We start from the raw sequence: 25605 nt of genomic DNA on the forward strand, positions 1-25605 counted from the left end.
CGTTCAGCCCTTAGGAAAGCTTAAAGGCTCTACTAAATATTGATACATTCTCGGTCCATATCCAAAGTGAGTGTTTTTTGCTAAAGAAATGTCAAAGAAGTGCTGAATTAGCTCTTTTGCTACTTTCTCTTTTTTATGTAATAAATCAACCGCAACAAGCCCTACTCCACCAATTGGTAACATTTTAGAGAATAGGTTCATGTGAAAATCATGTAGTCGCATGCCACCAATAAGTTTGTCATCTTCCCAAAGTCCATAATAATTTAATGATTCATCATGATTCTGATTTTTCATAAAGAGGTTTTTCAACTGCTCTTTTGTCGATTGCGCGCCATCCATTCTTCCAGGATAAGCTCCTACAACGATACTCACAAAAGATAAAAAATCTTGTTCTTTTAATAATTTCTCTACAACTCTCACTGATTCTCCTCCATTTTCAAAGTAGTGCATGTCGCTCACATTAATTTTCCACCCATAATAACATATATTACCACGGCATATTCATGAGCAATGAAAATGATTAAAGGAGGAATAAAGAAATGACTTTAATTGATGCGTATATCCATGAAGTATCTAAAAGACTACATAAAAATAAACGTGAAGACATAAAGCTTGAGCTAAAAGCTACTATTGAAAATATGTTGCCAGAGCAATATTCAGAAGCAGATGTTAAGGAAGTGCTAAAAAGGCTTGGTAGCCCCGCAAAAGTTGCTGTAAGCTACCAAGATACACCTCGTTTTTTAATTGGTCCAGATGTGTTTGATCAATACACCCGAATGATTAAACTCGTTTTTCCTTGGGCGATTTTCATAACAGTCATTGTTCAAGTTGTTGAAAGAATTTTTCTCTATTCAGGAGAAGAAGCACTTCTCTCCACAATCATTTCAGCATTTGCTTTGACGATTGTCGCCATTATTTCTGTGTTATTTCATGTATTGTTTTGGATTACCGTTATTTTCATCATCATAGAGCGCTCTGGTACGAATAATATTCAATGGCCTTTCATAAATGACACCAAGCAATGGACACCTGAAAATTTAATAATTAAAACCATTCCTAAAGACAAAATTATCACTTTAAGTGATACGATTTTTAGCTTTGTAGGGATTATTATTTTTGCCTTTGTTTATTGGAATTCCAATCGTCTTTTAGGTATTTATACAACAAATGATAACGGTAGTTTGAAATTTGTTATGCCCATCTTTAATCAGAATGTTTTGCAATCCTATGCACTAATTGTCATGCTCTGTATTATTCTTAGTATTGCCTTAACATTATTAAAATGGCGTACAGGGCAATGGACCATATTGATCGCTATCATCAATGCATTGCTTCAAAGTATGGGAACTATTGTGTTTATTTTCATTGCCGTTCATCAAGATTTTATCCATAGCGCCTCCATTCCGTACATTGCTGCAATCGTAGAAACAACTTCGGCAAAGGTCTCTTTTTTCATAGACAAGATCTTGCTTGTCAGTATGATCATTGTTGTTTTAGCCAATGCATTCGATATATATCAAGGCTTCAGAAAGGCTAAAATACCAACCTCTTAATGCAATAAATTGTAAATTCGTTATTCAAAACCTTGCTTTCAAATCGCTAAAATACCTTTATCCCCTAATGTTTTGTATAATAATAAAGTTGGAAGTAATTTATATACATGAATAATAATCTGCACAATTCAATTAGAGTAAGGGGAAATAACTATGACCATTCTTCTAGTAGATGACAATCAAGTCAATTTATTTGTCATTGAAAAAATACTAAAAAATGCAGGTTATGAAAACTGTGTTTCTCTTTCATCTGCTAATGAGCTATTTGATTATTTACAATTAGATGAACCAAATCCAACCGGAAACTCAGTTGATTTAATTTTATTAGACATTATGATGCCTGAAGTAGATGGTATTGAGGCCTGCAAACGTATTAAGCAAATTGAAAGATTTAGAGATATTCAAATCATCTTTGTCACAGCCCTCGAAGATAAAAACAAACTCGCAGAAGCATTAGATATCGGGGGCGTGGATTATATTACAAAACCGATTAATAAAACGGAATTGCTTGCTAGAATGCGAGTTGCCTTACGTTTAAAAGCTGAATTAGATTGGCACACGCAACATGAAAAAAAAATACAAAATGAATTGGATTTAGCTACTCATGTACAAAGGAGCCTGCTGAGTCCACCATTAAATGAAAAAGATATTCGTATAGAAGTCTCTTACTTACCATCCTCTAATTTGGCAGGCGATATGTATTATTGGCACAAAATAGACGATCATCGGTATGCCATTATTTTATTGGATATGATGGGCCATGGTATATCTGCAGCGCTAGTTTGTATGTTTATCTCCTCGGTTTTAAGAGAGGCTGTTAAACAGTTAAACGACCCTGAACTTGTCATTAAAGAACTGAATCGTTATATGACCCTCTTACAAGATGGTAAAGATGAGAATCTCTATTATTTCACAGCGATTTATTTAGTGATTGATACCCAACATAAAACAATTGAATACATAAACGCTGGTCATCCTGCAGGATACGCATTAATCGATGAAAAAGCATGTATTCCATTAAATCAGGGTAGCTGCGCAATCGGCTTTTTCGATGAAATTAATGTCAAAAAACAATTTATTCAATATGAAAAAGATATACAAATTGTCATGTTTACTGATGGAGTATTAGAGGCTATGGGACCTTGTGAAATTGAATCAGAAAAACATTTACAAACGCTTACATCCTCTAAATGGGGGTATTCTCAACCCCTAATTGACAACCTATTGCCTAAGGACAAACAAGATAATCAACCTGATGATATGTGTGTACTGATGATTCAAGCAAGTGCTATTTCTAAATAAATAAAAAAGGAGGCTACCTAGTTATTAAGGTGGCCTCTTACTCTTTAATCATTTTTTTGATATATTCTTTCGTTGCCTACAATTTCTCTATACTTTGAAATAACCTCTTCAAAACGCAATGTTTCCTTATCTCCTAAACATAAAAACCCCTTGTCGCTTAAACTTTCATAAAACAAATGGTGGACCTGACTTTGCAGTTTAGGTGAAAAATAAATAAGGACATTCCTACACAACACAACATGAAACTCATTAAATGATTGATCTGTCACTAAATTATGTTGGGCAAAAATAATATTTTTTAATAAAGTTGGATGGAAATAGGCATATTGATAATCCGTCTTATAGTATTCCGAAAAAGCATGGGTGCCCCCTGCCAGCATATAGTTTTTCGTATATGCCTGCATTTTATGAATAGGAAAGGCACCTTTCTTGGCCTTTTTTAAAACTTGCTCGTTCATATCTGTTGCATAAATAGCAGCCTTGTCTATTAGCCCTTCTTCTTGAAGCAAAATGGCCATAGAGTATACTTCCTCACCTGTCGCACAACCAGCGTGCCAAATACGTATTTCTTGGTATTCTCGTAAAATAGGGATCACTTTTTCACGAAAAGCCTTAAAAAAGCTTGGGTTGCGAAACATTTCCGTGACATTTATCGAAAAATCATTTAACAGCTGCTCTAAAAATTCTTTATCATGAACGGCCTTCTCCTGTACACGAGATATCGTTGGAATGCTATTTATTCTCATCCTATTGAAAATTCGACGGGAAATTGAGGAACGATTATATTGCCGAAAATCATAGCCTGATAAACGATAAATAGCCTCTAGTAACAAGTCAATTTCTAAATTTGTTTGCTTATTCAATTGTATTTTTTGATCCAAAGGCTGAAATTGTTCCATCTTCATTAACTCCCTTTAGAAACTAACCATACTCTTAAAACGGATATTAATTGATCTAAATTTAATGGTTTACTAATATAATCAGATGCACCAGCTTGCAATGATTTATCGCGGTCATTCTTCATAGCCTTCGCCGTCAGGGCAATAATCGGTAAATCTGCTCGCTTCATTTGTTGACGAATAATAGTCATTGCTTCATAACCATCCATATTAGGCATCATAATATCCATAAGTACTAGATCAATCTCATGATGAGCTTGCAAAACTTCCAAACATTCAAGTCCATCTTTAGCAACTAAAATGTTCATACCTCTTGTTTCAAGTGCCGTTTTTAAGGCATAAATATTACGGTTATCATCGTCTACGATTAAAATATTTTTCCCTTGAAAAACCTCTACTTCATGTTGTAAGACTTTCTCAATTTTCTGCGACGGCTCTTCTTTATGCGTCTCTTCCTCAGTAGTAACAGCAATCTCCTTCATAGCAAGCTTATCGCAATGATTCTCTTCGACTCCATTCGGTAAGCTTGGAATCGTTAACGTAAAGCTGCTACCTTGTCCTTCCTCACTTTGCAGTGTGATCCAACCACCAAGCAATTTCGAAAACTCCTTACAAATAGATAGTCCCAGCCCTGTTCCACCATATTTTCGAACAGTGGCCCCATCTGCTTGCTGGAATGATTCAAAGATCAACTGATGCTTGTCTTTTGGGATTCCTATACCGGTATCTGAAACAGTAATTTCTAGCCAATCAACACTAATTTCTTGCATATTGTTTGTAAGCTGCTGCTGTGCAAGCTGCTGAATCGTTAATGTTACAGAGCCATGCTCCGTAAACTTAAGGGCATTTGATAATAAGTTCTTTAATATTTGCTGGAATCTCTTTTCATCTGTATAGAATACGTCCACAACATTATCTGCCTTTGTAATACGTAAATCTATATTTTTCTTCTTCGCGACAGGGGCAAAAGTTTGCTCAATTTGAATAGGTACTTCGCTTACATTTACTTCATTAAACATGATGTCTAGCTTTCCTGCTTCCACTTTTGATAAATCTAAAATATCATTGATCAATGCAAGTAAGTCTTCACCTGATGAATGAATAACCTTAGCAAATTCGGTTTCCTCATCTGTTAAATGATTATGGCTATTTTCTGCTAACATCTCTGACAAAATTAAAATGCTATTTAAAGGCGTTCTTAATTCATGTGACATATTAGCTAAAAACTCAGATTTGTAATTAGAATTAAGTATAAGCTGTTCTGCACTTTCCTCTAATTCCTGCTTCGCCTTTTCTAGCTCTCTTGATTTAGACTCTGCCTCTTTCGTCCGCTCTTCAAGCTGCTCGTTAATCATAGTCAGCTCTTCAGTCTGCATTTGTAATTCCTCAGACTGTGTTTGAAGCTCTTCTGATTGAACTTGTAACTCCTCTGTCATTGCTCTTGACTCATTCAATAATCGGACAATTTCCATTCGCCCTAAAACACCATTAACGGTTAAGCCAAAAGTTTCAGTAACCTGCTTCAATAATTCCTGCTGTAATGCATTAAATTTAGCCATTGTAGCTAACTCAACAATTGCTATGACTTCATTTTCAAAGATAACAGGAATCAATAAAATATGTTGTGGTCTTACTTCACCTAATCCTGTTCTAATTAAACGATAATCTTGCGGAATATTATCATAAATTAATACTCTTTTTTCTAATGCACATTGGCCGATTAAACCTTGTCCTATTTTAAAGCTCTCCATACCAACACGATCATCTCCGTCAGCAAAAGCAGCCTTTTTGACAAATAGTACTTGGTCCTCAGCCTCTTCTCGAACATAGAACGCTCCAAGGGACGCTTGTGTTTTCTGTGCCATTTCTGATAGGAAAGTTTCAGCCAATTTCGTAATGGCTGAAATACCCTGATACTTTGTTACAATATCAGCAATATTGGTTTGTAACCATTCTCTCTTTTCGACTGATTCCAATAATATATTGGTCGCATCGGCAAGTTCATTAATTTCATCATTTGTGTTCACATGTATTCTTCTCTTGAAATCGCCTTTTGTAGCTGCCATTTCTTGTATCGTTTGTGTTACCTCTGTTATGGTTTTAACAATTGAACGGGAAATTCCGCTTGCAATGACAATAGCAATAACAGAAACAAAAATTAAGATCCCAAATAGACCACTAGTTAATTGACTATTTTGCTTGTCTAATTGACTAGCCTTTACTTGTGTATAAGCATTTTCAGTCGCACGGAATGAATCGAATAATTTGCGCATTTTCTCCATATCTTGGCGTCCATTATCAACTTTAAAAAATTCAGTTAACGCTTCTGTATTATTATCTTTTTTATATTGAATAGTTGGCTTTCCTGTCGTCTCAATCCAATGTTCTATCGTTTCCTCTATTTCTTTTAATTTTTCCTGCTGAGAGGTTTTATCTTTCATTTGCTGATAAAGTTCATTAAAATCTATTTTCCAATTTTCATCCGCATTTTCATAGGGCTCTAGATAACTTGGTTCACCCGTAATAATGAAAGCTCGCTGACTTGATTCCATATCCAATATATATTTTTCAATATCATTGGTTAAAGTTTTAACATTAGAGTCGTACTTAATAATAAAATTCCTTTCCTTTTGTAAAGAAGTAATTTGATTATTTAGTATGACCACTGATGCAAGTAAGCAAAGAATTATTACGATATAACCTAATGTAATCTTGGAGCGTATACCCAATTTCAATTTATTTAACATTTGGTTTTCCTACCTTTACTTTTCTTGAACTCTATTTTTGTTACAAATATACATTTAAAAATGACTAAAATATCCCCTTTAACATTCATAAAAAGAACTTTTGCCGCTTTTGCATTAATAAGTCTTTGGTTTTTACATATACATTTTATATTGAACTATTTCTAACTAAGGAGAGAATGCATGTGGACATATTCGTAAGGCCAGGGGACTCACTTTGGCATTTCAGTGAAGTGTTTAAAATACCTCTTCCACTCATTTTAGATTCCAATACAAATATAAATCCTCAATTTTTAAGAGTTGGGCAACGCATTCGAATTCCTGGTTTTGTGACCATTGACTATCAAATAAAACAAGGGGACTCCTTTTGGCAGATTGCGCAGAGTCGAAATCTCCCACTCGTTGCCATATTACTTGTTAACCCTGGTCTTAATCCAAACCGATTACAGATCGGTCAGATGATACACATACCTCAACGCATAACATGGCGTTTGGTTGATGGCAGGAATAATTATACGTACAACAGCATGATGAATGATATTCAAAAGCTAGTTAACGCCTATCCATTTCTTCACAGTTCTATCATCGGTAGTTCAGTTTTAGGTAAAGAACTACCAGAACTGTTAGTTGGTAATGGAGCAAAACGTGTTCACTATAATGGCTCCTTCCATGCAAATGAATGGATTACTACGCCTATTATTCTAACATTTTTAAATGACTATTTGCTCGCTCTCACCAATCAAAATAATATTCATGGACTTTCGTTATTCCCTCTTTATCAGCAAACGATCCTGTCTGTAGTACCAATGGTGAATCCTGATGGCGTCGATTTAGTGATACAAGGCCCACCCAATGATGAATTATTAAAAAACCAACTAATCTCATGGAATAATGATAGCTCTGATTTTTCTGGCTGGAAAGCAAACATCCGTGGTGTCGATTTAAATGATCAATTTCCTGCTAAATGGGCATTAGAAAGCGCACGTAACCCGAAAACACCTGGACCTAGAGATTTTGGCGGAGAAAGACCATTATCTGAGCCTGAAGCCATCGCTATGGCCGATTTAACCAAGCAGCGTGATTTTTCAAGAGTACTAGCCTTTCATACACAGGGCCGCGTTATATATTGGGGCTTTGAAAATCTTGAACCTCCTGAATCAGAAGTTCTGGTTAATGAGTTTAGTCGAGTGAGTGGATATGAGCCCGTTCAATCTGCCGGGAGCTATGCAGGCTATAAAGATTGGTTTATTCAGGATTGGCGTAGACCAGGCTTTACCGTTGAATTAGGAAGTGGCACAAACCCTCTACCAATAAGCCAATTTGATGATATTTATGAGGAATCCTTGGGAATATTTCTTGCAGGATTGTATATGTAGAAGAGTTTAATCACAACTCCATTCGCTATGAACTTGTCCATTACGGCATTTTCAGCGAATGGAGTTTTTTATCTCGTTCCATAAAAAAAGAAAATAAATTACTTTGACAGGCAGAGTAATATTTGCTAATATTACTCTGACAGATAGAGCAATAAAAAAAGTAGGTGACTTATGGTTCGCAGTGATATTATCCGAGGGCACTTGGATTCGATTATTTTACGGCTCATTTCAGAAAAAGACCGCTATGGCTACGAAATTTCTCAGGAAATAAGTCTCCGTACAAACAATCGATTTCAAATTAAAGAAGCAACATTGTATGCTGTTTTTCAACGTCTCGAGAAAAAAGAAATTATTGAAGCTTATTATGGGGATGTTTCACATGGTGGCAAAAGAAAGTATTACCGTATTACCTCATTAGGTAAGGCCTATTTAAATGAGTTAGTGAAAGAATGGTCGGAAGTAAAAGAAATTATCGATTTATTTATGGAGGGCTTCGAATGAAAAGAATAAAAAACCACATTGATGAGCTGTTTAAGGATATTCCACGTAACAATGAAACAGAAATGGTTAAACAAGAAATTATTGAAAACCTTGAAGAAAAAGTATTTTATTTGATGGACCAGGGAAAAGAGCAAGAGGATGCCATCAATAAAGCAATTGTAGAATTTGGAGATATTGAAGATTTAAAAAAGGAACTAGGCGTTAAGGTGCCAGCTAAGAAAAACATGGCTAAATTAAATTTAGAGTTTTCTATTTGGGGTAGTGGCTTAATTATTGCATTTTTTATCTTTATTAATCTTTATTACACACCACATACAATTTGGGCAATCTATCCAATCTTCGCTATACTTTGGTGGCCATTATCCATGTACTTTGTGTGGTCACGTAAGAGATGGGGGGAGTAAATATGAAAAACCTTATTAGCTTTTCTTTAGCTGGGAGCATTATGACTATGATTTTTTTAGGTATTGTTAATTTCACGACTTCCCCCCAAACTATGTGGTTTATATACCCTTGCTTACTGCTGCTCCTTTGGCCAATTACTATTATTTTTATGTATAAAAAAATGTATAAACAATATTCGATTGTTTGTAGTGCCATGATTATCGCGTTTCTTATTATTGAAAACTATTTATACGCGCCAGATCATCTATGGTTCATTTACGCCATTTATCCAATTCTCTGGTGGCCAATTCTAATGTACTTAGGTGACAAAGCAAAAACGTTAAAAATCGCACTGATTGGCTGTGCTTCTACCATCATTTATTATTCTTTACTTAATATCATTTTATATCCTCAATACCCTTGGGCAATTTATCCTGCGTTTTTAGTTATGTGGTGGCCTTTAGCTTTATATCATGCTCAACGAAAAACTTTTGTAGCATTCTCCGTCACGTCTACTTTACTAATTAGTATCTTTTTTATCATCGTGAACATTGTTTCTTCACCAGGTGTTATATGGGCTATATATCCCATTTTCGTTACTCTATGGTGGCCTCTAAGTATGTACTTTTATGTGTATAAAAGAAGAATATATCAAGCTACATTCGCAAAGCGCATGTAAAGAAGGAGTTCTATGAAAATTTATAAAAAAGTTATTAAATATTTTGTCATAGTCATTATGCTTTTACTTTTTTTGATGCTTCTCTTCCCAACGTGGACCTCCTCAATAAGAGGCACTAACAGCATTAGCACTTTAGAACAGGTAGAAATCAATGGTAGCAGCCATGAAATGATGATACGTGGTCAGAACAAAGATAATCCCGTTATCATTTTTGTACATGGCGGACCTGGTTGCTCTGAAATACCCTATGCCGGAAAATATCAAGATTTACTAGAATCTGAATTTACAGTAGTCAATTATGATCAACGAGCTAGCGGGAAATCCTATCATTTCTTTGAAGACTATTCTAATCTTTCGTCAGATTTGCTTGTGGAGGATTTATTAGCAATGACTGATTATATCGCTAAACGACTAGACAAAGAAAAAGTCATCTTAATTGGTCATTCCTATGGTACATATATTGCTACACAAGCTGCCGCTAAGGCCCCTGAAAAGTATGAAGCCTATATTGGTATAGGGCAGATGAGCAATACAGTTGAAAGTGAAATCGATAGTTTAAATTTCTCCATCAATCAAGCTCAACTGAAGGGAAACAAAGATGATGTTATACATTTACAACAGTTAGCTGATGACATTAACGATGGTAAAACATTTACCCCCCGAAATTACGTAAATAAATATGGTGGTGCTACAAGACTTATTGATAATCCTGATGGAAATATGTTAGGGATGTTTTTCAGTAAAGAATATAATCTATTAGATATCATCCGCTATAACTATGGCTTATCCTTGTCTCAAGAAACTTTATTACAAGAGGTAATGCAACAACCTCTATCAGCTAAAGTCCATAAACTTGATTTACCCTTCTATTTTGTAATGGGCAGTTATGATTATCAAACATCCTCAAATGCAGCAAAAACTTACTTCGACCAAATTGATGCAGCGAAAAAAGAATTTATAGCATATGAACAATCCGCACACTATCCTCAATTCGAAGAAAAGGAAAGATTTTTTGAATGGATGTGCGCAACTTTTAAACAATAAATCGTTACCTCTATAAAGATAATCTATTCTTGGAAAGATTTATTCACTTGCTATATAATTTAATTATTAAATATTTTAACGGACGTGATTAAATGGCTGAAAGTCTACATAATGTAGAAATCATTATGAAAGAAATGCTAGAAATACAGCAAAAATCAAAAATGTTTGTCGACCTATTATCTGAAGGAGAAGCGTTGTCACAAAACCAGTTAATCCTACTTCTTCAACTAAAAATAAATAGTGGTATGAAAGCGACAGAAATTGCAGATTTTTTTAGTGTGACACCTGGAGCTGTCACTTCCATGTGCGATAAACTTGAAAAACTAGCACTCATACAACGAATTAGAGAGAATAATGATCGTCGTGTGGTCAAAATGGTTTTAACAAGCACTGGCGATAAAAAGGTTCAAGAAATCTTTTTAAAGTTTTCTCAAGATAAACTCACGGATATGGCCAATATCTTAAGCGAAGTAAATCAGCTAATGAAAAAAATTTTTTAGGATTTCAATAAACTTGAAATCCTTTTTTTATTGGCTGGTTCTTGACAAAAGGGCTCAGCATATAATTTAATTAATATATATTTTAATAATTAAAATATATATTAATTAAATTATAATGAGGTGATTTTTATGTTTCAAAACCTTCGTACCCTAACATTAACAAACGGCAGTATTAAAAATCTGGATCCTGATTACGAACAATTAAATATTCGTGGAGCTGTAGCTTTACATCAAGAAGTACGTCTAAAAAAAATATCTACTCATGGCCATAGTTCCTTTTATTTTCCTGTTACTGTACAGTCATTTAATAGCACAGGCTCTTGTACTTTAAAGGATTATTGTGAAATTGATGAGCTGATAAATGCTGGCAACATAAAAATACGTCACGGCCATGTTCAAAAGATTAATAGTTCTGGAAAGTTCGTGGTTGAAGGGAAATTACAATGCGAAAGATTTAACGCTATCGGAATTGTAAAAGCTGCAGAAATAACGGCTGAGCATGTTCACTTGAAATTGTCAGGAGAAAGTGAAATTGGCCAGTTAACGGCTGAAAATATTTTGATAGAAAAGGATAGGGTAACACTGCTTTCATTTTTGAAGAAAACACTAAGTTGCCACACCATTAGGGGCAAACATTTGAAACTAGCTAATACAAAAGCACAAATTGTGGATGGTGAAGTTGTCATAGTCGGAGAAAATTGTCACATCGAAACACTCTACTACTCAGAAGAATTTACTATTGCTTCCAACGCAAAGGTGCAGCATATTATACGGAGGGAAAAAGAGTGACATTCCTAAAATTGCTACAAACCTTTTTTTGCTCTTTAGCACTAGTTGTATTATCCGTTCTGTACGCTGGATTACTGTTAAGTGGCGTTCTTTCCATATTAGCTGGCTTTTTAAGAACATTCGGATTGGATCAAATTAAGATGAGCATCTGGTACGGTGTAGAACTCCCTGTTATGTTCAGTATTCCACTAGCCGTATTAGTGGCTGTGTTGCTGTTCTTTTGTGCAAAGTATGTCAAACGTCCTATGGTATTTTGCCTATCAAAGATCCGAAATTAACAAAAAAAAGCGTTAAAGAACGAAGATCCTTTAACGCTTTATCTGCTTTACAATTTCAATAGTTTTAAATTCACAGCTATTAATAGAAGATTTGGTAAATGGAAAATTAGTACAACTTTAAGTATCAACTTAGGTGATCCAGTAACAGCAAAGACAGCACCGATTGGCATAGTCACAAATATAATTATGACGATTACAAGATGAAAATATAAAAAACCATGCATGAACAGGATTTTAGTAAAAGATCCAATTGGAAACAACACATATAAAGCTAGCCTGAAAGGGATAATCCTAAATAAACGTATCCTAGCTTATTTTGAAGAACTCAACCGTCTGTCATGAAATATTGAACAACATGGTGATACCTTTTATAAAGAGAATCATGGTTTTATCCGTTATAAGTTAGAAATCATATCAGCATTACTAAACTTCCCCTTCAAGAAAATGAATAAGATATATTTCTGGCCTAGCAAGGAACTCAGTAAAGCTGCTTAAATCTGAATATATCTCATGCTCCACATCATAACATCCCACTTTTCCCTTTGGATTCCATACTACTTGCAAATCAGAATAATTATCAATAGTAGCTGAAAGACGGAGCAGTTTTTGACGGCCGACCTTCATCTCAATTGTATCTGTTAGTCTGAAAAAATCGATAGACTGAATAGCATAATCATTTGCAGCAAGCTTAAGTTGCAATTGATCCCCTGTCAGAAAATTAAGCAGTTCATTGGGTAATTTATATTTTTTTAATTCAAATTTTTTATTCTCTATATGATGAAGCTCTGCGGGTTCTAGCACTTTCAAATAATTAGCTAACTCTATATTTTTTGTACCTACTGCGATGGTGTACGCTCTTTCTCCATCTTTCTCCGTCAATGAGATATCTGCCCCCCGTTCGATCAAATACTTTACCATAGATAAATGACCCATGCGTGTTGCAACCGTTAATGGTGTGGCCCTATAAGGATAGACCATATCTGGTTTTTGATAATTAATATCTACCCCTTGATCGAGTAAATAGGTGACCATATTTTTGTCATAATTTGATACAGCTTGACGTAATACCGCCCCACCATGCTGTTTTATATCAAGTCCGAGTTCATGAATAAGTGGGATATTTTTTTTATTACCATAATAGGCTTGTGAATAGGCACCTGATCCTATTCCATTAAGCCCATCCAATTTTGCCCCCTGTGCAACGATGTAGCGTACTATGTTCTCCTTACAATATCGAACAGCCCATAAGAAAGAAGGATTTTTATCAGCATTCAAGTTAACTTGATATTTGACTAATAGTTTTACTACATCAAACTTTTGGGAAATCAGGGCTAAATTCAAAGGACTTAACGATGTATGTTCACTTAAAATAATATCTTCTTCAATATCCCAGCCATTGACCTTTGCAGACTGTAAAGCAACGATATTACCCGTATAGATATGCATTGCAATCTCTGGTATTTCATGAAAAGTTCCAATACCTTGTAGCTTAATCATCTAACGATTGACTCCCTTCTTACGTTTATAAAAAGTATAGAAAATGACATCTTATATAACAACGGGACATAGTGCTTACAATCTAATTCAATATAATGATGCACATAACAAGATTTATACTAATTTTTAGAGGGCTTTTGTTAAAAAGAGAGCTACTCAGTTAAAAATTTCCCAGGAAAAGATGGCCACAAATCAAAAGAGCTCTCAATCCAAAATGGATTAAGAGCTCTTTAAATTCATATATTATTTATCTTTATTTCAAACGAAGTGCTTCATCTGTTGTTGCATTAATTTCTTTCAGAAGCTCTGGGTTTTCTGCTAATGATAAACCGTAAGATGGAATCATTTCTTTAATTTTTGCTTCCCACTCTTTGATATGTTGAGGGAAACATTTATTAATAACTTCTAACATAACATGTACAGCTGTAGATGCACCTGGCGAAGCTCCAAGTAAAGCTGCAATTGATCCATCAGAAGCACTTACAACTTCTGTACCAAATTGAAGTGTTCCTTTACCGCCAGCTTCTGTATCTTTAATAACTTGTACACGTTGACCAGCTACCGTAATATCCCAATCATCGCTCTTCGCATTTGGAATGAACTCACGTAACTCTTCCATACGTTGTTCTTTTGAAAGCATAAGTTGTTGGATTAAATATTTTGTTAATCCCATTTCTTTTACGCCTGCCGCTAATAATGTAGTGATATTATGTGGCTTTACTGAAGCAAACAAATCCATATTTGACCCTGTTTTTAGGAACTTCGGTGAGAAACCTGCGAATGGTCCAAATAGTAATGATTTCTTATTATCAATATAACGTGTATCAAGATGCGGAACCGACATTGGTGGAGCACCAACTTTTGCTTTTCCGTACACTTTTGCATGATGTTGTTCAGCCACTTCTGGATTATTACATTGTAAGAATAAACCACTAATTGGGAATCCACCAATATGTTTCCCTTCAGGAATTCCTGATTTTTGTAGTAATTCTAGGCTTCCTCCACCAGCTCCAAGGAAGACAAATTTTGCTGAATGATATTCCATTTTACAGCCGTCTAAATCATGCACACGTACTTCCCATGAACCATCACTAGCTTGTTTTAAACTTTCAACACTATGGTTGTAGTTAACATCTACATCTTTTGCTTTTAAGTGGTCAATTAACATACGTGTTAAAGCACCAAAGTTAACATCTGTACCAGTGTCAATTTTAGTTGCAGCAATATCTTCACCAGCTGGGCGACTATCCATAATAAGTGGAATCCATTTTTTTAGTGTTTCAGGATCATTTGAAAATTCCATTCCTTCAAATAAAGGATTTTTTATCATCGTTTCATGACGTTTTTTTAGAAACTCAACATTTTCTTTCCCTTGTACTAAACTCATATGTGGTAAAGGCATAATGAAGTCTTGTGGATTATTGATCAGCTTATTGTTTACAAGATAAGACCAAAATTGTCTTGAAACTTGGAACTGTTCATTAACATTAATCGCTTTTTTGATATCGATTGATCCATCTTTTTTCTCTGAAGTGTAGTTCAGCTCACAAAGTGCAGCATGTCCAGTTCCCGCATTGTTCAATTCGTGAGAACTTTCTTCGCCTGCTTTTTCAAGCTTTTCAAACACTGTAATTTTCCAATCTGGTGCTAATTCTTTAAGTAATGTTCCCAAAGTTGCACTCATGATTCCGGCACCAATTAAGATAACATCTGATTTTATTTGTCTGTTACTCATTTTTACCTTCCTTATATGTTAAGATTTGCAGAAAGGATGTAAGCACTCCCGCTTTAGAAGTACTGTAAGCCATGGAGCAACCTCGGAGCACACCATTTCTGTATCAATTATTACCTTATTGCAGTTTATCACAATTAGTTCAAGAATAAAATATCAACTATTTATATGAGAGTTATCAGCTTTTTTCGAGCCTTTCTATTCATAATTCAAGCAAAAAACTCAATTTTCAATACAGATAAAACTAGGATTTTTTAAGCTTTATGGAATTATCGGCCTAAAAATGGTTGACATTTTCATAAAAAATATATTCTTTTTTATTATTATATCTGTATAATAACATAAATTATTGGCACTCGTCTCATATCTGAATTAGTTAGATAAACCTTCCACCGGGCTTTTTACATGCCAACCATCTATATGAAAGCCGCCCATTTGTTTTAAGACATAACTGACTAGTTCCTCATATAACTCCATCATCTTTTGAGCATTGGACTCTTGCATCGCATGAAGGAATATGTGTTTGAAGCGTTCATCAGGAAAAGCTGGTTTCATATATTTTTGCAAGTAGATGGGATCTCCAAGATAGGCATGAATTTGATAAGATGGAATCATAGCAATAGTTAAGAACTGGCCATACTCCATAAACAAATAAGCTAGTGCATTATGATAGACAAAGGTAAAATCCCCCTCCCTTTTTCATAACAGTCTTTCACATTATCCAACGTATCCCATAATCCATATTTTTTTATTTCTAGAACAGTTTTATTTATTGTTTCATATTTTTTACCTAGCCATGCATGAGCCTGTAATTTTAAATCATTTATTATCCCAGTATAATCAAATAGTATTTTACCAGTTTGAAATTGCACCATTGACATGGTCCTTCATTTTTTAAAATCATCTTGGAAATACCTTCAAATTTGACCTGGTGGATTAGCAAAGTATTCGATTAGAAAACCATCAATTATTTGATTTCCTCTTTCTCGCCATGTTACATCATTTTCCAATACTATATGTACATCTATATCAGATCTTTTGGAAGGTTTCCCTGTAACATAACTCCCACAAACTAGTGTTCCTACAACATCATCTCTGCCTTGCCAATCTTTCAACAATGTTTCAAGTGCTATTTTCCAATTGTCCAATGATCATCCACTTCCTTTTTAATTATGTTATTTTTTGTAGAATACCATTAAAAAACAGAAAACCTATAGTGACCATAAGTTTTCCGTACTTTTCGAAGTCTTTATTTAATTTTTTTAACCGTTAATTTCTTATGACTAACTCCATAACTGACAAGCACATTTTCAATAATTGCTGTGTCATCATAGGATAGGCTAGCTTCAAATTCTATAGTATCATTATCCCACCATTTGAGCTGATCTACATAGCTATATAACTTTTAATTTCCTTATAAATAAACCACACTTCTTTTTAAGGTACGGTTCTTAACGAATATTAAAACAGATCAGTTAAAAATGTTTGCACAGATGTTGGCAATAGTTGATAGAATAATCCCTCATATTTAATATCAAGTATGCCTGCAAGGACAACAACAACAACCACTATTAACAATAGAAAGGCTTTCTTATTTTTAGAAATCCACTTCAATAAATCCCACTCCTCTAACTTTATAGTAAACATGTTAAGTATAGATGAGGTTCATACAAAATAATAATCCCTATTTATGCCTGTCACCTCAACTTACAATGCTACATAAATTAAAATGATAAACAAGAATGATGTAAGAAGGGAATGACTATGGTAAATTTCAAATCGTTTCGTGGTGTCATCACACAAATTAGTGATTTTCCAGTAGGGCAAAATGGGGACAGGGATGGTTGTTATAAAATGATGAGTGTGGAAGATGGGGTAGGCGGAGTCGTCAATTTCATCATTTCTCCTTCTACTTATTTTGTGAATCGCGAGGTTGTTACAACGGGTGAGTGGGTCACAGGATATTACGATGGAGATGCACCTGCACCAATGATCTATCCCCCACAATATCGTGCATTAATAGTAGTAAAAGAAAGTAACTTTCAAAATGTAAAGGTAGATTTTTTTAATCAGCAATTGGTGAGTAGTGATGGTCAATTACAATTAAACCTTTCTCCTTCAACTGTTATGTCACTTAAAAATGGCCAACCTTTTACCAAAAGTCCTGCTAATCGAAATCTAATTGTCATTTATGGCCCTACTACTAGAAGTATACCTGCCCAAACTACTCCATATGAGATCATTGTTTGGTGTTAACTTCTCCTTTGAAAAACGTTTTACGGCTTAAGTCCATCAACTTGAACTTAAGCCGTTTTCGTTTTTTACTGACCTGTCATATTATCTTTCATTTCATGTAGTTGCTGCTTTATTTGTTCTAGATATTCTTTATTTTGCTGCACTGTATCCAAATGTTCGCCGTATTGCTCTGCATTAAAACGTGCATTTTCTGCATGTTTGATTTGATCAAAAGCATGTTCAATAGCTATTTCCTCAGGGTATGATTTTGCATGCTTTAACATACGATCTGCCTTTTGCACTGAGTTACTAAATAATGTACTTGGATGATCCTGCTTCCAACTTGTATCTGAGTGTTTAGCCAACTTATTCTCTTCCCTTCCTAAAAAATTTTTTCATTGTTCAAGTGTAGTATTAAGAAATGCTCAGAAAATATGTATGGAAAACGCATTCAGAAATATAATATTTCCCAGGCTATAAGTGAAGAACTAAGGAAGGTACCTTAGTTCTTCCTCTCAATGTATTGAATAGTTGTCAAATATACACTAGTGCCACGCAGTACGCTCACTGACTGGTTCCTTAATACCTGATTTCCGTTTAGTTTCAGCAAAATTATTGACCTGTGCTGAAGCTGCATCAAGTTCAACTTCAGAACCAAACTCTTCCTGAAGTCTTTGTAGAGGTTGGTTTAGTGTGTTTGCACTTCTCGTTTTATTTGCATTTGCATTTTTACGATTTGCATTCATATTTGACATAACCATCCTCCACCGATTATTTGAGAAGTTTTAAGAACTCCTCACTGTAAAGTTTGTCCATGGATGAAAGAAAGAATGTGCAATAAATTTTTATTTTATTAAGTATGTTGTGGATATTCTTTCCTAGATATGTAATTGTTAATCCCTTTAAGTCGCTTGCAATCTTATTTTCTTTCTGACTATAATACTTGTATACAAGTATACTTAAAAATAAAAAAGGTGATATTATGAGCGAATCTAAGGATTATTTATATCCTCAAAAATGGCTTTCTAAGGCTTCAACTGGCGACCGTATAGCTTATGAACTTAGAATGCGTATTATTTCAGGAATAATTGAAAGCGGTACCATTCTTTCTGAAAACAAATTAGCAGCTGATTTTGAAGTAAGTCGTTCACCCATTCGTGAAGCCTTAAGAACGTTGGCATCTGAAAACATCATCAGACTAGAAAAAATGGGTGCTGTTGTTATTGGTTTGTCGGAAAAAGAAATTGAAGAAATATATGATGTTCGTCTGCTGATTGAAACATTTGTGTTTGAACGCCTCATCAAAATGGATACAACTAACTTAGCACTGGAACTAAGCAAAACATTAGAAATGATGAAGGTTGCTATTAAATATAATGATGCTGACGAATTTTCTTATCAGGATGTTATGTTCCATGAGGCTATTATTCGCTCCATTGGGCATTCCTATATCACGATGATCTGGAATAATCTAAAACCAGTAATGGAAGGGTTAATACTATTATCCATGCGTATGCGCTTTACGGAAAAATACGATGATTTCACGCGTATAGTGAAAAATCACGAGCTGTATATCGATGCTATCCAGGCTAAGGATCGAAAGCTCATGATTAAATCCTTACATGAAAATTTTGATGATGTTCAAGGGAAAGTAGAAGACCTATGGAAGTCACAGCAAATGCTATCTAAAGGGGTTGAGTCACAAGATGACTAACTATATGTTAGGTGTGGATATAGGGACTACTAGCACAAAAGCCGTATTATTCAGTGAGCAAGGTGTTGTTATTCAACAAGAAAATATCGGGTATCCACTATATACACCTGATATTTCTACAGCAGAGCAAAATCCCGAAGAGATTTTTCAAGCTGTGCTGCAAGCCATTACAAACATTATGAAAGCCCATTCGAACAAATCATTATTATTTGTTTCTTTTAGTAGTGCCATGCATAGTGTTATCGCTATAGACGAAAATGACCGACCGTTAACCCCCATCATTACTTGGGCGGATAACCGTAGTGAGGCATGGGCACACAAAATTAAGAATGAATGGAATGGGCATAATATTTATAAAAGAACGGGTACCCCCATTCATCCGATGTCCCCTCTAAGTAAAATTACATGGCTTGTAAAGGAACATCCTGAAATAGCTAGTAAAACAAAAAAATATATCGGCATAAAAGAATATATTTTTAAAAAATTCTTCGATCAATATGTCGTGGATTATTCATTAGCCTCATCTATGGGTATGATGAATCTCCACGCATTAGATTGGGACGAAGAAGCCTTAACGGTAGCAGGTATAACAAGTGCACAATTATCAACACTCGTGCCAACAACTAAATTATTTACCAACTGTAATACTATTTTAGCTGAGCAAATCGGCATTGATCCACAAACGCCTTTTGTTATCGGCGCAAGTGATGGCGTGCTTTCAAATTTAGGTGTCAACGCCATTAGAGAAGGTGAAATTGCCGTTACAATTGGGACAAGTGGTGCCATTCGTACGATTATTAATAAACCAAAAACAGATGTAAAAGGAAGAATCTTTTGTTATGCATTAACAGAAAACCATTGGGTGATTGGTGGTCCCGTAAACAATGGTGGCATGGTTCTTCGTTGGATTCGTGATGAATTTGCCTCTTCTGAAATTGAAACAGCGAAACGACTAGGCATTGATCCATACGACGTATTAACGAAAATTGCTGAGCGTGTAAGACCTGGTGCTGATGGGCTGCTCTTTCACCCATACTTATCAGGTGAACGTGCTCCTTTATGGAATCCAGATGTACGTGGTTCATTTTTTGGTTTAACCATGTCACATAAAAAGGAGCATATGATACGAGCTGCTCTTGAAGGGGTCATCTACAATTTATATACCGTGTACTTAGCATTACTTGAATGTATGGAAAGCCCTGTTACTCGTATTCAAGCAACAGGTGGTTTTTCACGATCAGAGATTTGGCGACAGATGATGGCCGATATCTTTGAATCTGAGGTAGTAGTACCGGAAAGCTATGAAAGTTCTTGCCTTGGTGCATGTATTTTAGGGTTATATGCCATTGGGCAAATTGATTCCTTTGAGATTGTTGCGGATATGATTGGTGACACTTATAAACATACGCCTTTAGAAGAGGCTGCAAAGGAATATAGACAGCTGCTTCCTATTTTCATTCGTTTATCGAGGGTATTAGCAGACGATTATGCATCTATTGCTCATTATCAAAGGAGCTTAATTAAGCCCGACTAAAAAGGAGGAGAATATATGCCTTTAGTTATTGTAGGTATTGGCATTATTGCACTGTTAATTTTAATAATGGGCTTTAAATTAAATACGTTTATCTCTTTAATCATTGTTTCGTTTGGTGTGGCTTTAGCTCTTGGAATACCTTTAGATGGCATTGTGAAAACGATTGAAGCAGGATTAGGCGGTACATTAGGCCACTTAGCTTTAATATTTGGACTTGGTGCTATGCTAGGAAAGTTAATTGCCGATTCAGGGGGTGCACAACGCATTGCTATGACCCTTGTGAACAAATTTGGCGAAAAAAATATCCAATGGGCTGTTGTTGCGGCATCGTTTATTATCGGAATTGCTCTTTTCTTTGAGGTAGGGCTAGTCCTATTAATCCCTATTGTTTTCGCTATTTCAAGACAATTAAAGGTTTCAATTTTGTATCTCGGTATTCCGATGACAGCAGCTTTATCTGTGACACATGGATTTTTACCACCGCATCCAGGTCCTACCGTGATTGCGGGTGAATATGGGGCAAACATCGGTGAAGTATTGCTTTATGGTTTTATTATCGCTATTCCAACTGTTATTTTAGCAGGACCATTATTTACAAAAGTGGCTAAAAAATTGGTGCCTGTATCATTCAATAAAACTGGGAATATTGCCTCTTTAGGAGAGCAAAAAACTTTCGAGTTGGAGGATACTCCTAGCTTTGGCATAAGTGTTTTCACTGCATTGTTACCAGTTATTTTAATGTCCATCGCTACTATAATTACACTGCTACAAAAAACAATAGGTTTCGAAGATAACAGCTTATTAGCAGGAATCCGCTTCATTGGAGAGGCTGGTACTGCCATGTTAATTTCATTATTAGTAGCCGTTTATACGATGGGTATAGCAAGAAAAATACCAATTAAGCAAGTAATGGAATCATGTACAACAGCAATCTCACATATTGGCATGATGCTGTTGATTATTGGCGGCGGTGGTGCCTTTAAACAAGTATTAATCGATGGTGGCGTTGGTGATTATGTAGCTGAGCTATTCCATGGAACTACCTTATCGCCCATTTTATTAGCATGGATTATTGCTGCTATTTTACGTATTTCATTGGGATCAGCTACAGTTGCTGCATTAACAACAGCTGGGCTAGTCATTCCTATGTTAGGTCAAAATGATGTGAACCTTGCATTGGTGGTCCTTGCGACAGGTGCTGGGAGCTTAATTGCTTCCCATGTTAACGATGCTGGGTTCTGGATGTTTAAAGAATATTTCGGGTTAAGTATGAAAGAAACTTTTGCTACATGGACTTTGCTAGAAACAATTGTATCTGTAGCTGGTTTAGGGTTTATTTTATTACTTAGTTTATTTGTTTAAGAAATGTAAAAAAGGGAGCGAGCATAAATGTTAAATACAATAGGCGTTATTGGTTTAGGTGTTATGGGCAGTAATATCGCCTTAAACATGGCTAATAAGGGCGAGCAAGTAGCGGTTTATAATTATACACGTGATCTAACTGACAAACTTCTACAAAAAGTCGAAGGACAAGCGCTTACTCCTTACTATGAAATAGAAGATTTTGTGCAATCTTTAGAAAAACCAAGAAAGATCTTTTTAATGGTGACTGCTGGTAAAGCCATTGATTCGGTGATTAATTCTGTGGTGCCTTTCCTTGAAAAAGGCGATGTGATTATGGATGGCGGTAACTCTCACTATCAAGATACAGAACGCAGAAACGATGAACTGAAGGACCGAGGTATCGGGTATTTAGGGATTGGTATTTCAGGTGGTGAGGTTGGAGCTTTGACAGGCCCTTCTATCATGCCTGGTGGTGATCAAGAGGTCTATGAAAAAGTTGCTTCTATTCTTACGAAGATTGCAGCACAATTTAAAGGTACTCCATGCTGTACGTATATTGGTCCTAAAGGTGCAGGTCATTTCGTCAAAATGGTGCACAATGGAATTGAGTACGCTGATATGCAGCTCATTGCTGAAGCCTATACATTTTTAAGAAAAAATGTTGGATTATCTGTTGAGGAAATTGCTGATATCTTTGAAACGTGGAATCAAGGAGAATTAAAAAGCTATTTAATCGAAATTACAGCTGAAATTTTAAGAAAAAAAGATGATTTAACTGGATTACCACTAATCGATATGATTCTCGATAAAGCTGGCCAAAAAGGAACTGGGAAATGGACGAGTATGCAATCCATCGATAACGGCATTCCTACTTCGATTATCACAGAGGCCTTATTTGCTCGCTATATTTCATCATTAAAAGAGGAACGAGTTCGTGCAGAAACGGTATTAACAGGACCACACATTACTCAGCCAAATCTAGATAAAGATGTGTGGGTAGAATATGTCAGACAAGCCTTATATATGGGGAAAATCTGTGCCTATGCACAAGGATTTACACAATATAAAATGACATCAGAGCTGTATGATTGGAACTTACCATTAAAGGACATTGCGCTCATTTTCCGTAGTGGCTGTATTATTCGTGCTGAGTTTCTAAATGTTATAAGTGAGGCTTATCAAAAGCAGCCTGCACTAGCTAACTTATTAATAGATCCATACTTTGCAGAAAAAACAAAGAATTATCAAAGTGGGTTGAGAAAAATTGTGTGCGAAGGTATACAGGCAGGGAATGCATTTCCGTGTTTAAGTGCTTCTCTCACATATTACGATAGTTATAGAACTGGTTCTTCAAATGCTAACCTATTACAGGCACAGCGTGATTATTTCGGCGCCCATACGTATGAGCGAACTGACTTAGCAGGCACTTTTCACACGGATTGGTAAGTAAAAAGGCTAAAATATACATCATCCCTTCGATGATTGTATATTTTAGCCTTTTATTCTCTACAAACATGTACTCGGTTACGTCCGGCATGTTTTGCTGAATATAGTTCCTTATCTGTCTTATTCAAGAGTTGATATAACGTGTCTTCTACATTTGTACCTTCAGCAACCCCACAGCTTATCGTAGCAGTAATAGGTCCCTGAGTAGTAACAAGAGGTTGTAGCTCTACACTTTGACAAAGCTGATCAGCTAACGCTTCTCCCTCTGACAGGGTGTACCCCTTTAAGGCGAGAACAAATTCTTCACCACCATATCTTGCAAAAAGTTCACCTTTTTTCAATTCACCATGACAAACCTTGACGACATGAATAAGTAATTGATCACCCACAGCATGGCCATACGTATCATTAACATTTTTGAAATAATCAATGTCTATTAACACCACAGTAAATGGGATTGAGGCTCCTTTTGCCTCAACATATGCTTGACTACATTGTTGAAAAAACGCACGTCGATTATAGACTTGTGTCAGTTCATCATAAAAAGCTTGTTTCTCTAACATTCGTTGTAATTTTTTCACCTCAGTTATATCCGTGAAAATTAGTAATAGTCCACTACCATGATTCACATGCTGAAGTGCTGAAATGCGCACTTGATAGGTACGGTTAGTAAGATCCAGCTCAAATTCTTGTGTCTTCACTATGGTCTCTAATGTAAATGGGATAGATTGTTCTGTTACCTCAATTCATATCTTAGTAAAGTTTAAGCCGAACATATATCTAGTTAATGGTGGAAACATCTTGTTACATGCTTGATTAAACTCTATTAATCGAAAGCTTTCATCCAACACGATAACGCCATCATTGATACTATGAAATATTGCATCCTTAGCGACAGGCATTACTCTAAACAGTCGAGAAGAGTGAATAGACCATAAATATAAAAGTGACGAAGCCCATAAAACCATTGGTACTGGATCAATCCCTTGTGGTGTTAAGCCCAACAAGTATATAAATGCTGTTATAATGGGAATCAACTGACCACACATTAACGTAATTAATTGCTGACGATAAGACTTAGCTGTTTCTTTCCAATGAGTCAATACTAGTAAAAATGCTACCAACATGCTGGAAAATGTGAATATGCCATGAATGATATACCATATACCAATTTCCTGATGAACATAAGGAGCCCCCAACACAGGGTCAATTTCAAATACTCGATAATGCAAATGATGGATATCATTCGTAGCAACCATCACTATACTAATAACAGGAATAACAAGAATTCCAATGAGTTTTTTCTTTGATAATTTAAAGCCCAAGTACTGCATGATAAACAATAAGCCTAAAGGTGCTGAAGTTGCCATGCCGACATATAGAATGGTTGTCCAAATCTTTATAGCCTCAAGTGATGTAGCTATTAAACAAAACGCAGATGCAAAACAGTACACCGTTATTAAAGCTGTATAACCAATAAACCGTTGAACAATTTTAGTATAATTGAAGCGTTGTAGAAATACGTATAAACATAAATACAAATTTAGTACACCCGATGTACAGCTAAGAGTAATAAAAGCGGTCAATTGCGAATTCATGTCTATGAACTTCTTTAAATTTTTATTTTTAATGTAGCATAGATGCAAAACTTTGTGGATTTATTTATGGCACAAATGGCATCAAAAATCTAAAGGGATTCAGGAGAATCAACATGACGAATAAGGACAACTTAGATATCATATTTTCAGACCAAACCGAAAGCCACTCCCATCCTTTTTACAATAAACAAATTGTTTTTACAGGCGCACTTTCCACCATGACCCGGTCAGACGCAGCCAAACAAGTAAAGGCTTATGGCGGTTTTTTGCAAGGCACCGTTACACAACAAACCGATTTTGTCATCCTTGGAGACAAACGTCGTGGCATAAGCATCAAACAACGCAAGGCCGAGCAGCTAATGAACCTTGGCCAGGACATTCAAATACTTATAGAGGATGACTTTTTATGGCTTATTTCCATGTCAAAAGAGATTGAAAGGTAAAAAGAGTATGTAT

General features: G+C 35.5%; 29 protein-coding genes. 16 read left to right on the plus strand and 13 right to left on the minus strand.

The features are described from left to right. Positions 1-3 precede the first annotated feature (3 nt). The gene (locus tag AO843_RS25060) at positions 4-420 is read right to left on the minus strand and encodes a GNAT family N-acetyltransferase (protein ID WP_231630080.1); all 417 of its coding nucleotides are present in this window, start codon (positions 418-420) and stop codon (positions 4-6) included. 119 nt (positions 421-539) lie between these two features. Between AO843_RS25060 and AO843_RS05835 the strand changes: the two genes are divergently transcribed. Together AO843_RS05835 and AO843_RS05840 are read left to right on the plus strand one after the other, a co-directional pair. Then, positions 540-1553, plus strand: a complete 1014-nt coding sequence (locus tag AO843_RS05835) for an HAAS signaling domain-containing protein (protein WP_054610198.1) — start codon at positions 540-542, stop codon at positions 1551-1553. A gap of 153 nt (positions 1554-1706) precedes the next feature. After that, positions 1707-2855 (plus strand): SpoIIE family protein phosphatase, encoded by a 1149-nt coding sequence (locus AO843_RS05840; protein ID WP_054610199.1) that lies wholly within the window; start codon positions 1707-1709, stop codon positions 2853-2855. A gap of 44 nt (positions 2856-2899) precedes the next feature. Here AO843_RS05840 and AO843_RS05845 read toward each other — a convergent pair whose 3' ends face one another. Together AO843_RS05845 and AO843_RS05850 are read right to left on the minus strand one after the other, a co-directional pair. Then, positions 2900-3754 carry a CheR family methyltransferase gene (locus AO843_RS05845; RefSeq protein WP_054610200.1) on the minus strand — a complete coding sequence of 285 codons (855 nt, stop codon included), beginning with the start codon at positions 3752-3754 and terminating at the stop codon, positions 2900-2902. A gap of 5 nt (positions 3755-3759) precedes the next feature. Beyond that, the gene (locus AO843_RS05850; protein ID WP_054610201.1) at positions 3760-6501 is read right to left on the minus strand and encodes an ATP-binding protein; all 2742 of its coding nucleotides are present in this window, start codon (positions 6499-6501) and stop codon (positions 3760-3762) included. A 182-nt stretch (positions 6502-6683) separates the two neighbouring features. On the opposite strand from AO843_RS05850, the gene AO843_RS05855 reads away from it, so the two are divergent. The 8 genes from AO843_RS05855 to AO843_RS05890 all read left to right on the plus strand — a co-directional run bounded on the left by AO843_RS05855 (position 6684) and on the right by AO843_RS05890 (position 12049). Continuing rightward, positions 6684-7874: a M14 family metallopeptidase gene (locus tag AO843_RS05855; protein ID WP_054610202.1), complete on the plus strand. Its 1191-nt coding sequence runs from the start codon at positions 6684-6686 to the stop codon at positions 7872-7874. Between the two features lie 171 nt (positions 7875-8045). Next, the gene (locus tag AO843_RS05860; protein WP_036119488.1) at positions 8046-8375 is read left to right on the plus strand and encodes a PadR family transcriptional regulator; all 330 of its coding nucleotides are present in this window, start codon (positions 8046-8048) and stop codon (positions 8373-8375) included. Next, a complete protein-coding gene (locus tag AO843_RS05865) occupies positions 8372-8779 on the plus strand; it encodes a permease prefix domain 1-containing protein (RefSeq protein WP_054610203.1) in 408 nt (135 codons plus the stop codon). Before AO843_RS05860 ends, AO843_RS05865 begins: the two co-directional genes overlap by 4 nt. A gap of 2 nt (positions 8780-8781) precedes the next feature. Then, complete coding sequence (locus AO843_RS05870; RefSeq protein WP_054610204.1) at positions 8782-9438, plus strand: hypothetical protein; 657 nt, start codon at positions 8782-8784, stop codon at positions 9436-9438. Between the two features lie 12 nt (positions 9439-9450). After that, complete coding sequence (locus AO843_RS05875; protein WP_054610205.1) at positions 9451-10482, plus strand: alpha/beta fold hydrolase; 1032 nt, start codon at positions 9451-9453, stop codon at positions 10480-10482. Positions 10483-10574: 92 nt separating this feature from the next. Next, positions 10575-10982, plus strand: a complete 408-nt coding sequence (locus AO843_RS05880; RefSeq protein ID WP_054610206.1) for a MarR family transcriptional regulator — start codon at positions 10575-10577, stop codon at positions 10980-10982. A 129-nt stretch (positions 10983-11111) separates the two neighbouring features. Continuing rightward, positions 11112-11771 carry a hypothetical protein gene (locus tag AO843_RS05885; protein WP_054610207.1) on the plus strand — a complete coding sequence of 220 codons (660 nt, stop codon included), beginning with the start codon at positions 11112-11114 and terminating at the stop codon, positions 11769-11771. Beyond that, the gene (locus AO843_RS05890; RefSeq protein ID WP_054610208.1) at positions 11768-12049 is read left to right on the plus strand and encodes a hypothetical protein; all 282 of its coding nucleotides are present in this window, start codon (positions 11768-11770) and stop codon (positions 12047-12049) included. The genes AO843_RS05885 and AO843_RS05890 overlap by 4 nt, the downstream gene beginning before the upstream one ends. A 423-nt stretch (positions 12050-12472) precedes the next feature. On the opposite strand, the gene AO843_RS05895 is transcribed toward AO843_RS05890, so the two are convergent. From AO843_RS05895 to AO843_RS05910, 6 genes are all read right to left on the minus strand, one after another. Then, positions 12473-13546 (minus strand): ankyrin repeat domain-containing protein, encoded by a 1074-nt coding sequence (locus AO843_RS05895; RefSeq protein WP_054610209.1) that lies wholly within the window; start codon positions 13544-13546, stop codon positions 12473-12475. Positions 13547-13799: 253 nt separating this feature from the next. Further along, positions 13800-15281, minus strand: coding sequence for a malate dehydrogenase (quinone) (mqo, locus tag AO843_RS05900; protein WP_054610210.1), 1482 nt, complete (start codon positions 15279-15281; stop codon positions 13800-13802). A gap of 369 nt (positions 15282-15650) precedes the next feature. Continuing rightward, entirely contained in the window at positions 15651-15845 is a 195-nt protein-coding gene (locus AO843_RS25065; RefSeq protein WP_231630081.1) for a hypothetical protein, read from the minus strand. Positions 15846-15934: 89 nt separating this feature from the next. Next, positions 15935-16153, minus strand: a complete 219-nt coding sequence (locus AO843_RS25070; RefSeq protein WP_231630082.1) for a hypothetical protein — start codon at positions 16151-16153, stop codon at positions 15935-15937. Positions 16154-16195: 42 nt separating this feature from the next. Further along, on the minus strand, positions 16196-16426 hold the full coding sequence (locus AO843_RS25075) for a nucleotidyltransferase domain-containing protein (protein ID WP_231630083.1): 231 nt from the start codon (positions 16424-16426) through the stop codon (positions 16196-16198). A 313-nt stretch (positions 16427-16739) separates the two neighbouring features. Next, the gene (locus AO843_RS05910) at positions 16740-16892 is read right to left on the minus strand and encodes a hypothetical protein (RefSeq protein ID WP_231630084.1); all 153 of its coding nucleotides are present in this window, start codon (positions 16890-16892) and stop codon (positions 16740-16742) included. 150 nt (positions 16893-17042) lie between these two features. Between AO843_RS05910 and AO843_RS05915 the strand changes: the two genes are divergently transcribed. Beyond that, positions 17043-17534: a hypothetical protein gene (locus tag AO843_RS05915; RefSeq protein ID WP_054610212.1), complete on the plus strand. Its 492-nt coding sequence runs from the start codon at positions 17043-17045 to the stop codon at positions 17532-17534. 65 nt (positions 17535-17599) lie between these two features. Here the strand turns inward: AO843_RS05915 and AO843_RS05920 are convergent, their stop codons facing one another. Then, the gene (locus AO843_RS05920) at positions 17600-17878 is read right to left on the minus strand and encodes a hypothetical protein (RefSeq protein ID WP_054610213.1); all 279 of its coding nucleotides are present in this window, start codon (positions 17876-17878) and stop codon (positions 17600-17602) included. Between the two features lie 180 nt (positions 17879-18058). Then, the gene (locus AO843_RS05925; RefSeq protein WP_054610214.1) at positions 18059-18268 is read right to left on the minus strand and encodes a hypothetical protein; all 210 of its coding nucleotides are present in this window, start codon (positions 18266-18268) and stop codon (positions 18059-18061) included. Between the two features lie 227 nt (positions 18269-18495). Between AO843_RS05925 and AO843_RS05930 the strand changes: the two genes are divergently transcribed. Genes AO843_RS05930 through gnd form a run of 4 tightly spaced genes read left to right on the plus strand, consistent with a single transcriptional unit; the run spans position 18496 to position 23551 of the window. Continuing rightward, positions 18496-19227, plus strand: coding sequence for a GntR family transcriptional regulator (locus AO843_RS05930; protein WP_054610215.1), 732 nt, complete (start codon positions 18496-18498; stop codon positions 19225-19227). Next, on the plus strand, positions 19220-20761 hold the full coding sequence (gene gntK, locus AO843_RS05935; protein ID WP_054610216.1) for a gluconokinase: 1542 nt from the start codon (positions 19220-19222) through the stop codon (positions 20759-20761). Before AO843_RS05930 ends, gntK begins: the two co-directional genes overlap by 8 nt. A 15-nt stretch (positions 20762-20776) precedes the next feature. Continuing rightward, a complete protein-coding gene (locus AO843_RS05940) occupies positions 20777-22123 on the plus strand; it encodes a GntP family permease (protein ID WP_054610217.1) in 1347 nt (448 codons plus the stop codon). A 27-nt stretch (positions 22124-22150) separates the two neighbouring features. Beyond that, on the plus strand, positions 22151-23551 hold the full coding sequence (gene gnd, locus AO843_RS05945) for a decarboxylating NADP(+)-dependent phosphogluconate dehydrogenase (RefSeq protein WP_054610218.1): 1401 nt from the start codon (positions 22151-22153) through the stop codon (positions 23549-23551). A gap of 53 nt (positions 23552-23604) precedes the next feature. Here the strand turns inward: gnd and AO843_RS25545 are convergent, their stop codons facing one another. Then, a complete protein-coding gene (locus AO843_RS25545) occupies positions 23605-24252 on the minus strand; it encodes a GGDEF domain-containing protein (RefSeq protein WP_369814409.1) in 648 nt (215 codons plus the stop codon). A gap of 45 nt (positions 24253-24297) precedes the next feature. Beyond that, positions 24298-25149 carry a histidine kinase N-terminal 7TM domain-containing protein gene (locus AO843_RS25550; protein ID WP_369814410.1) on the minus strand — a complete coding sequence of 284 codons (852 nt, stop codon included), beginning with the start codon at positions 25147-25149 and terminating at the stop codon, positions 24298-24300. A 113-nt stretch (positions 25150-25262) separates the two neighbouring features. On the opposite strand from AO843_RS25550, the gene AO843_RS05955 reads away from it, so the two are divergent. Further along, positions 25263-25592: a BRCT domain-containing protein gene (locus tag AO843_RS05955; protein WP_054610219.1), complete on the plus strand. Its 330-nt coding sequence runs from the start codon at positions 25263-25265 to the stop codon at positions 25590-25592. Positions 25593-25605 lie beyond the last annotated feature (13 nt).

This window comes from Lysinibacillus sp. ZYM-1 (assembly GCF_001308875.1).
Classification (GTDB): domain Bacteria; phylum Bacillota; class Bacilli; order Bacillales_A; family Planococcaceae; genus Lysinibacillus.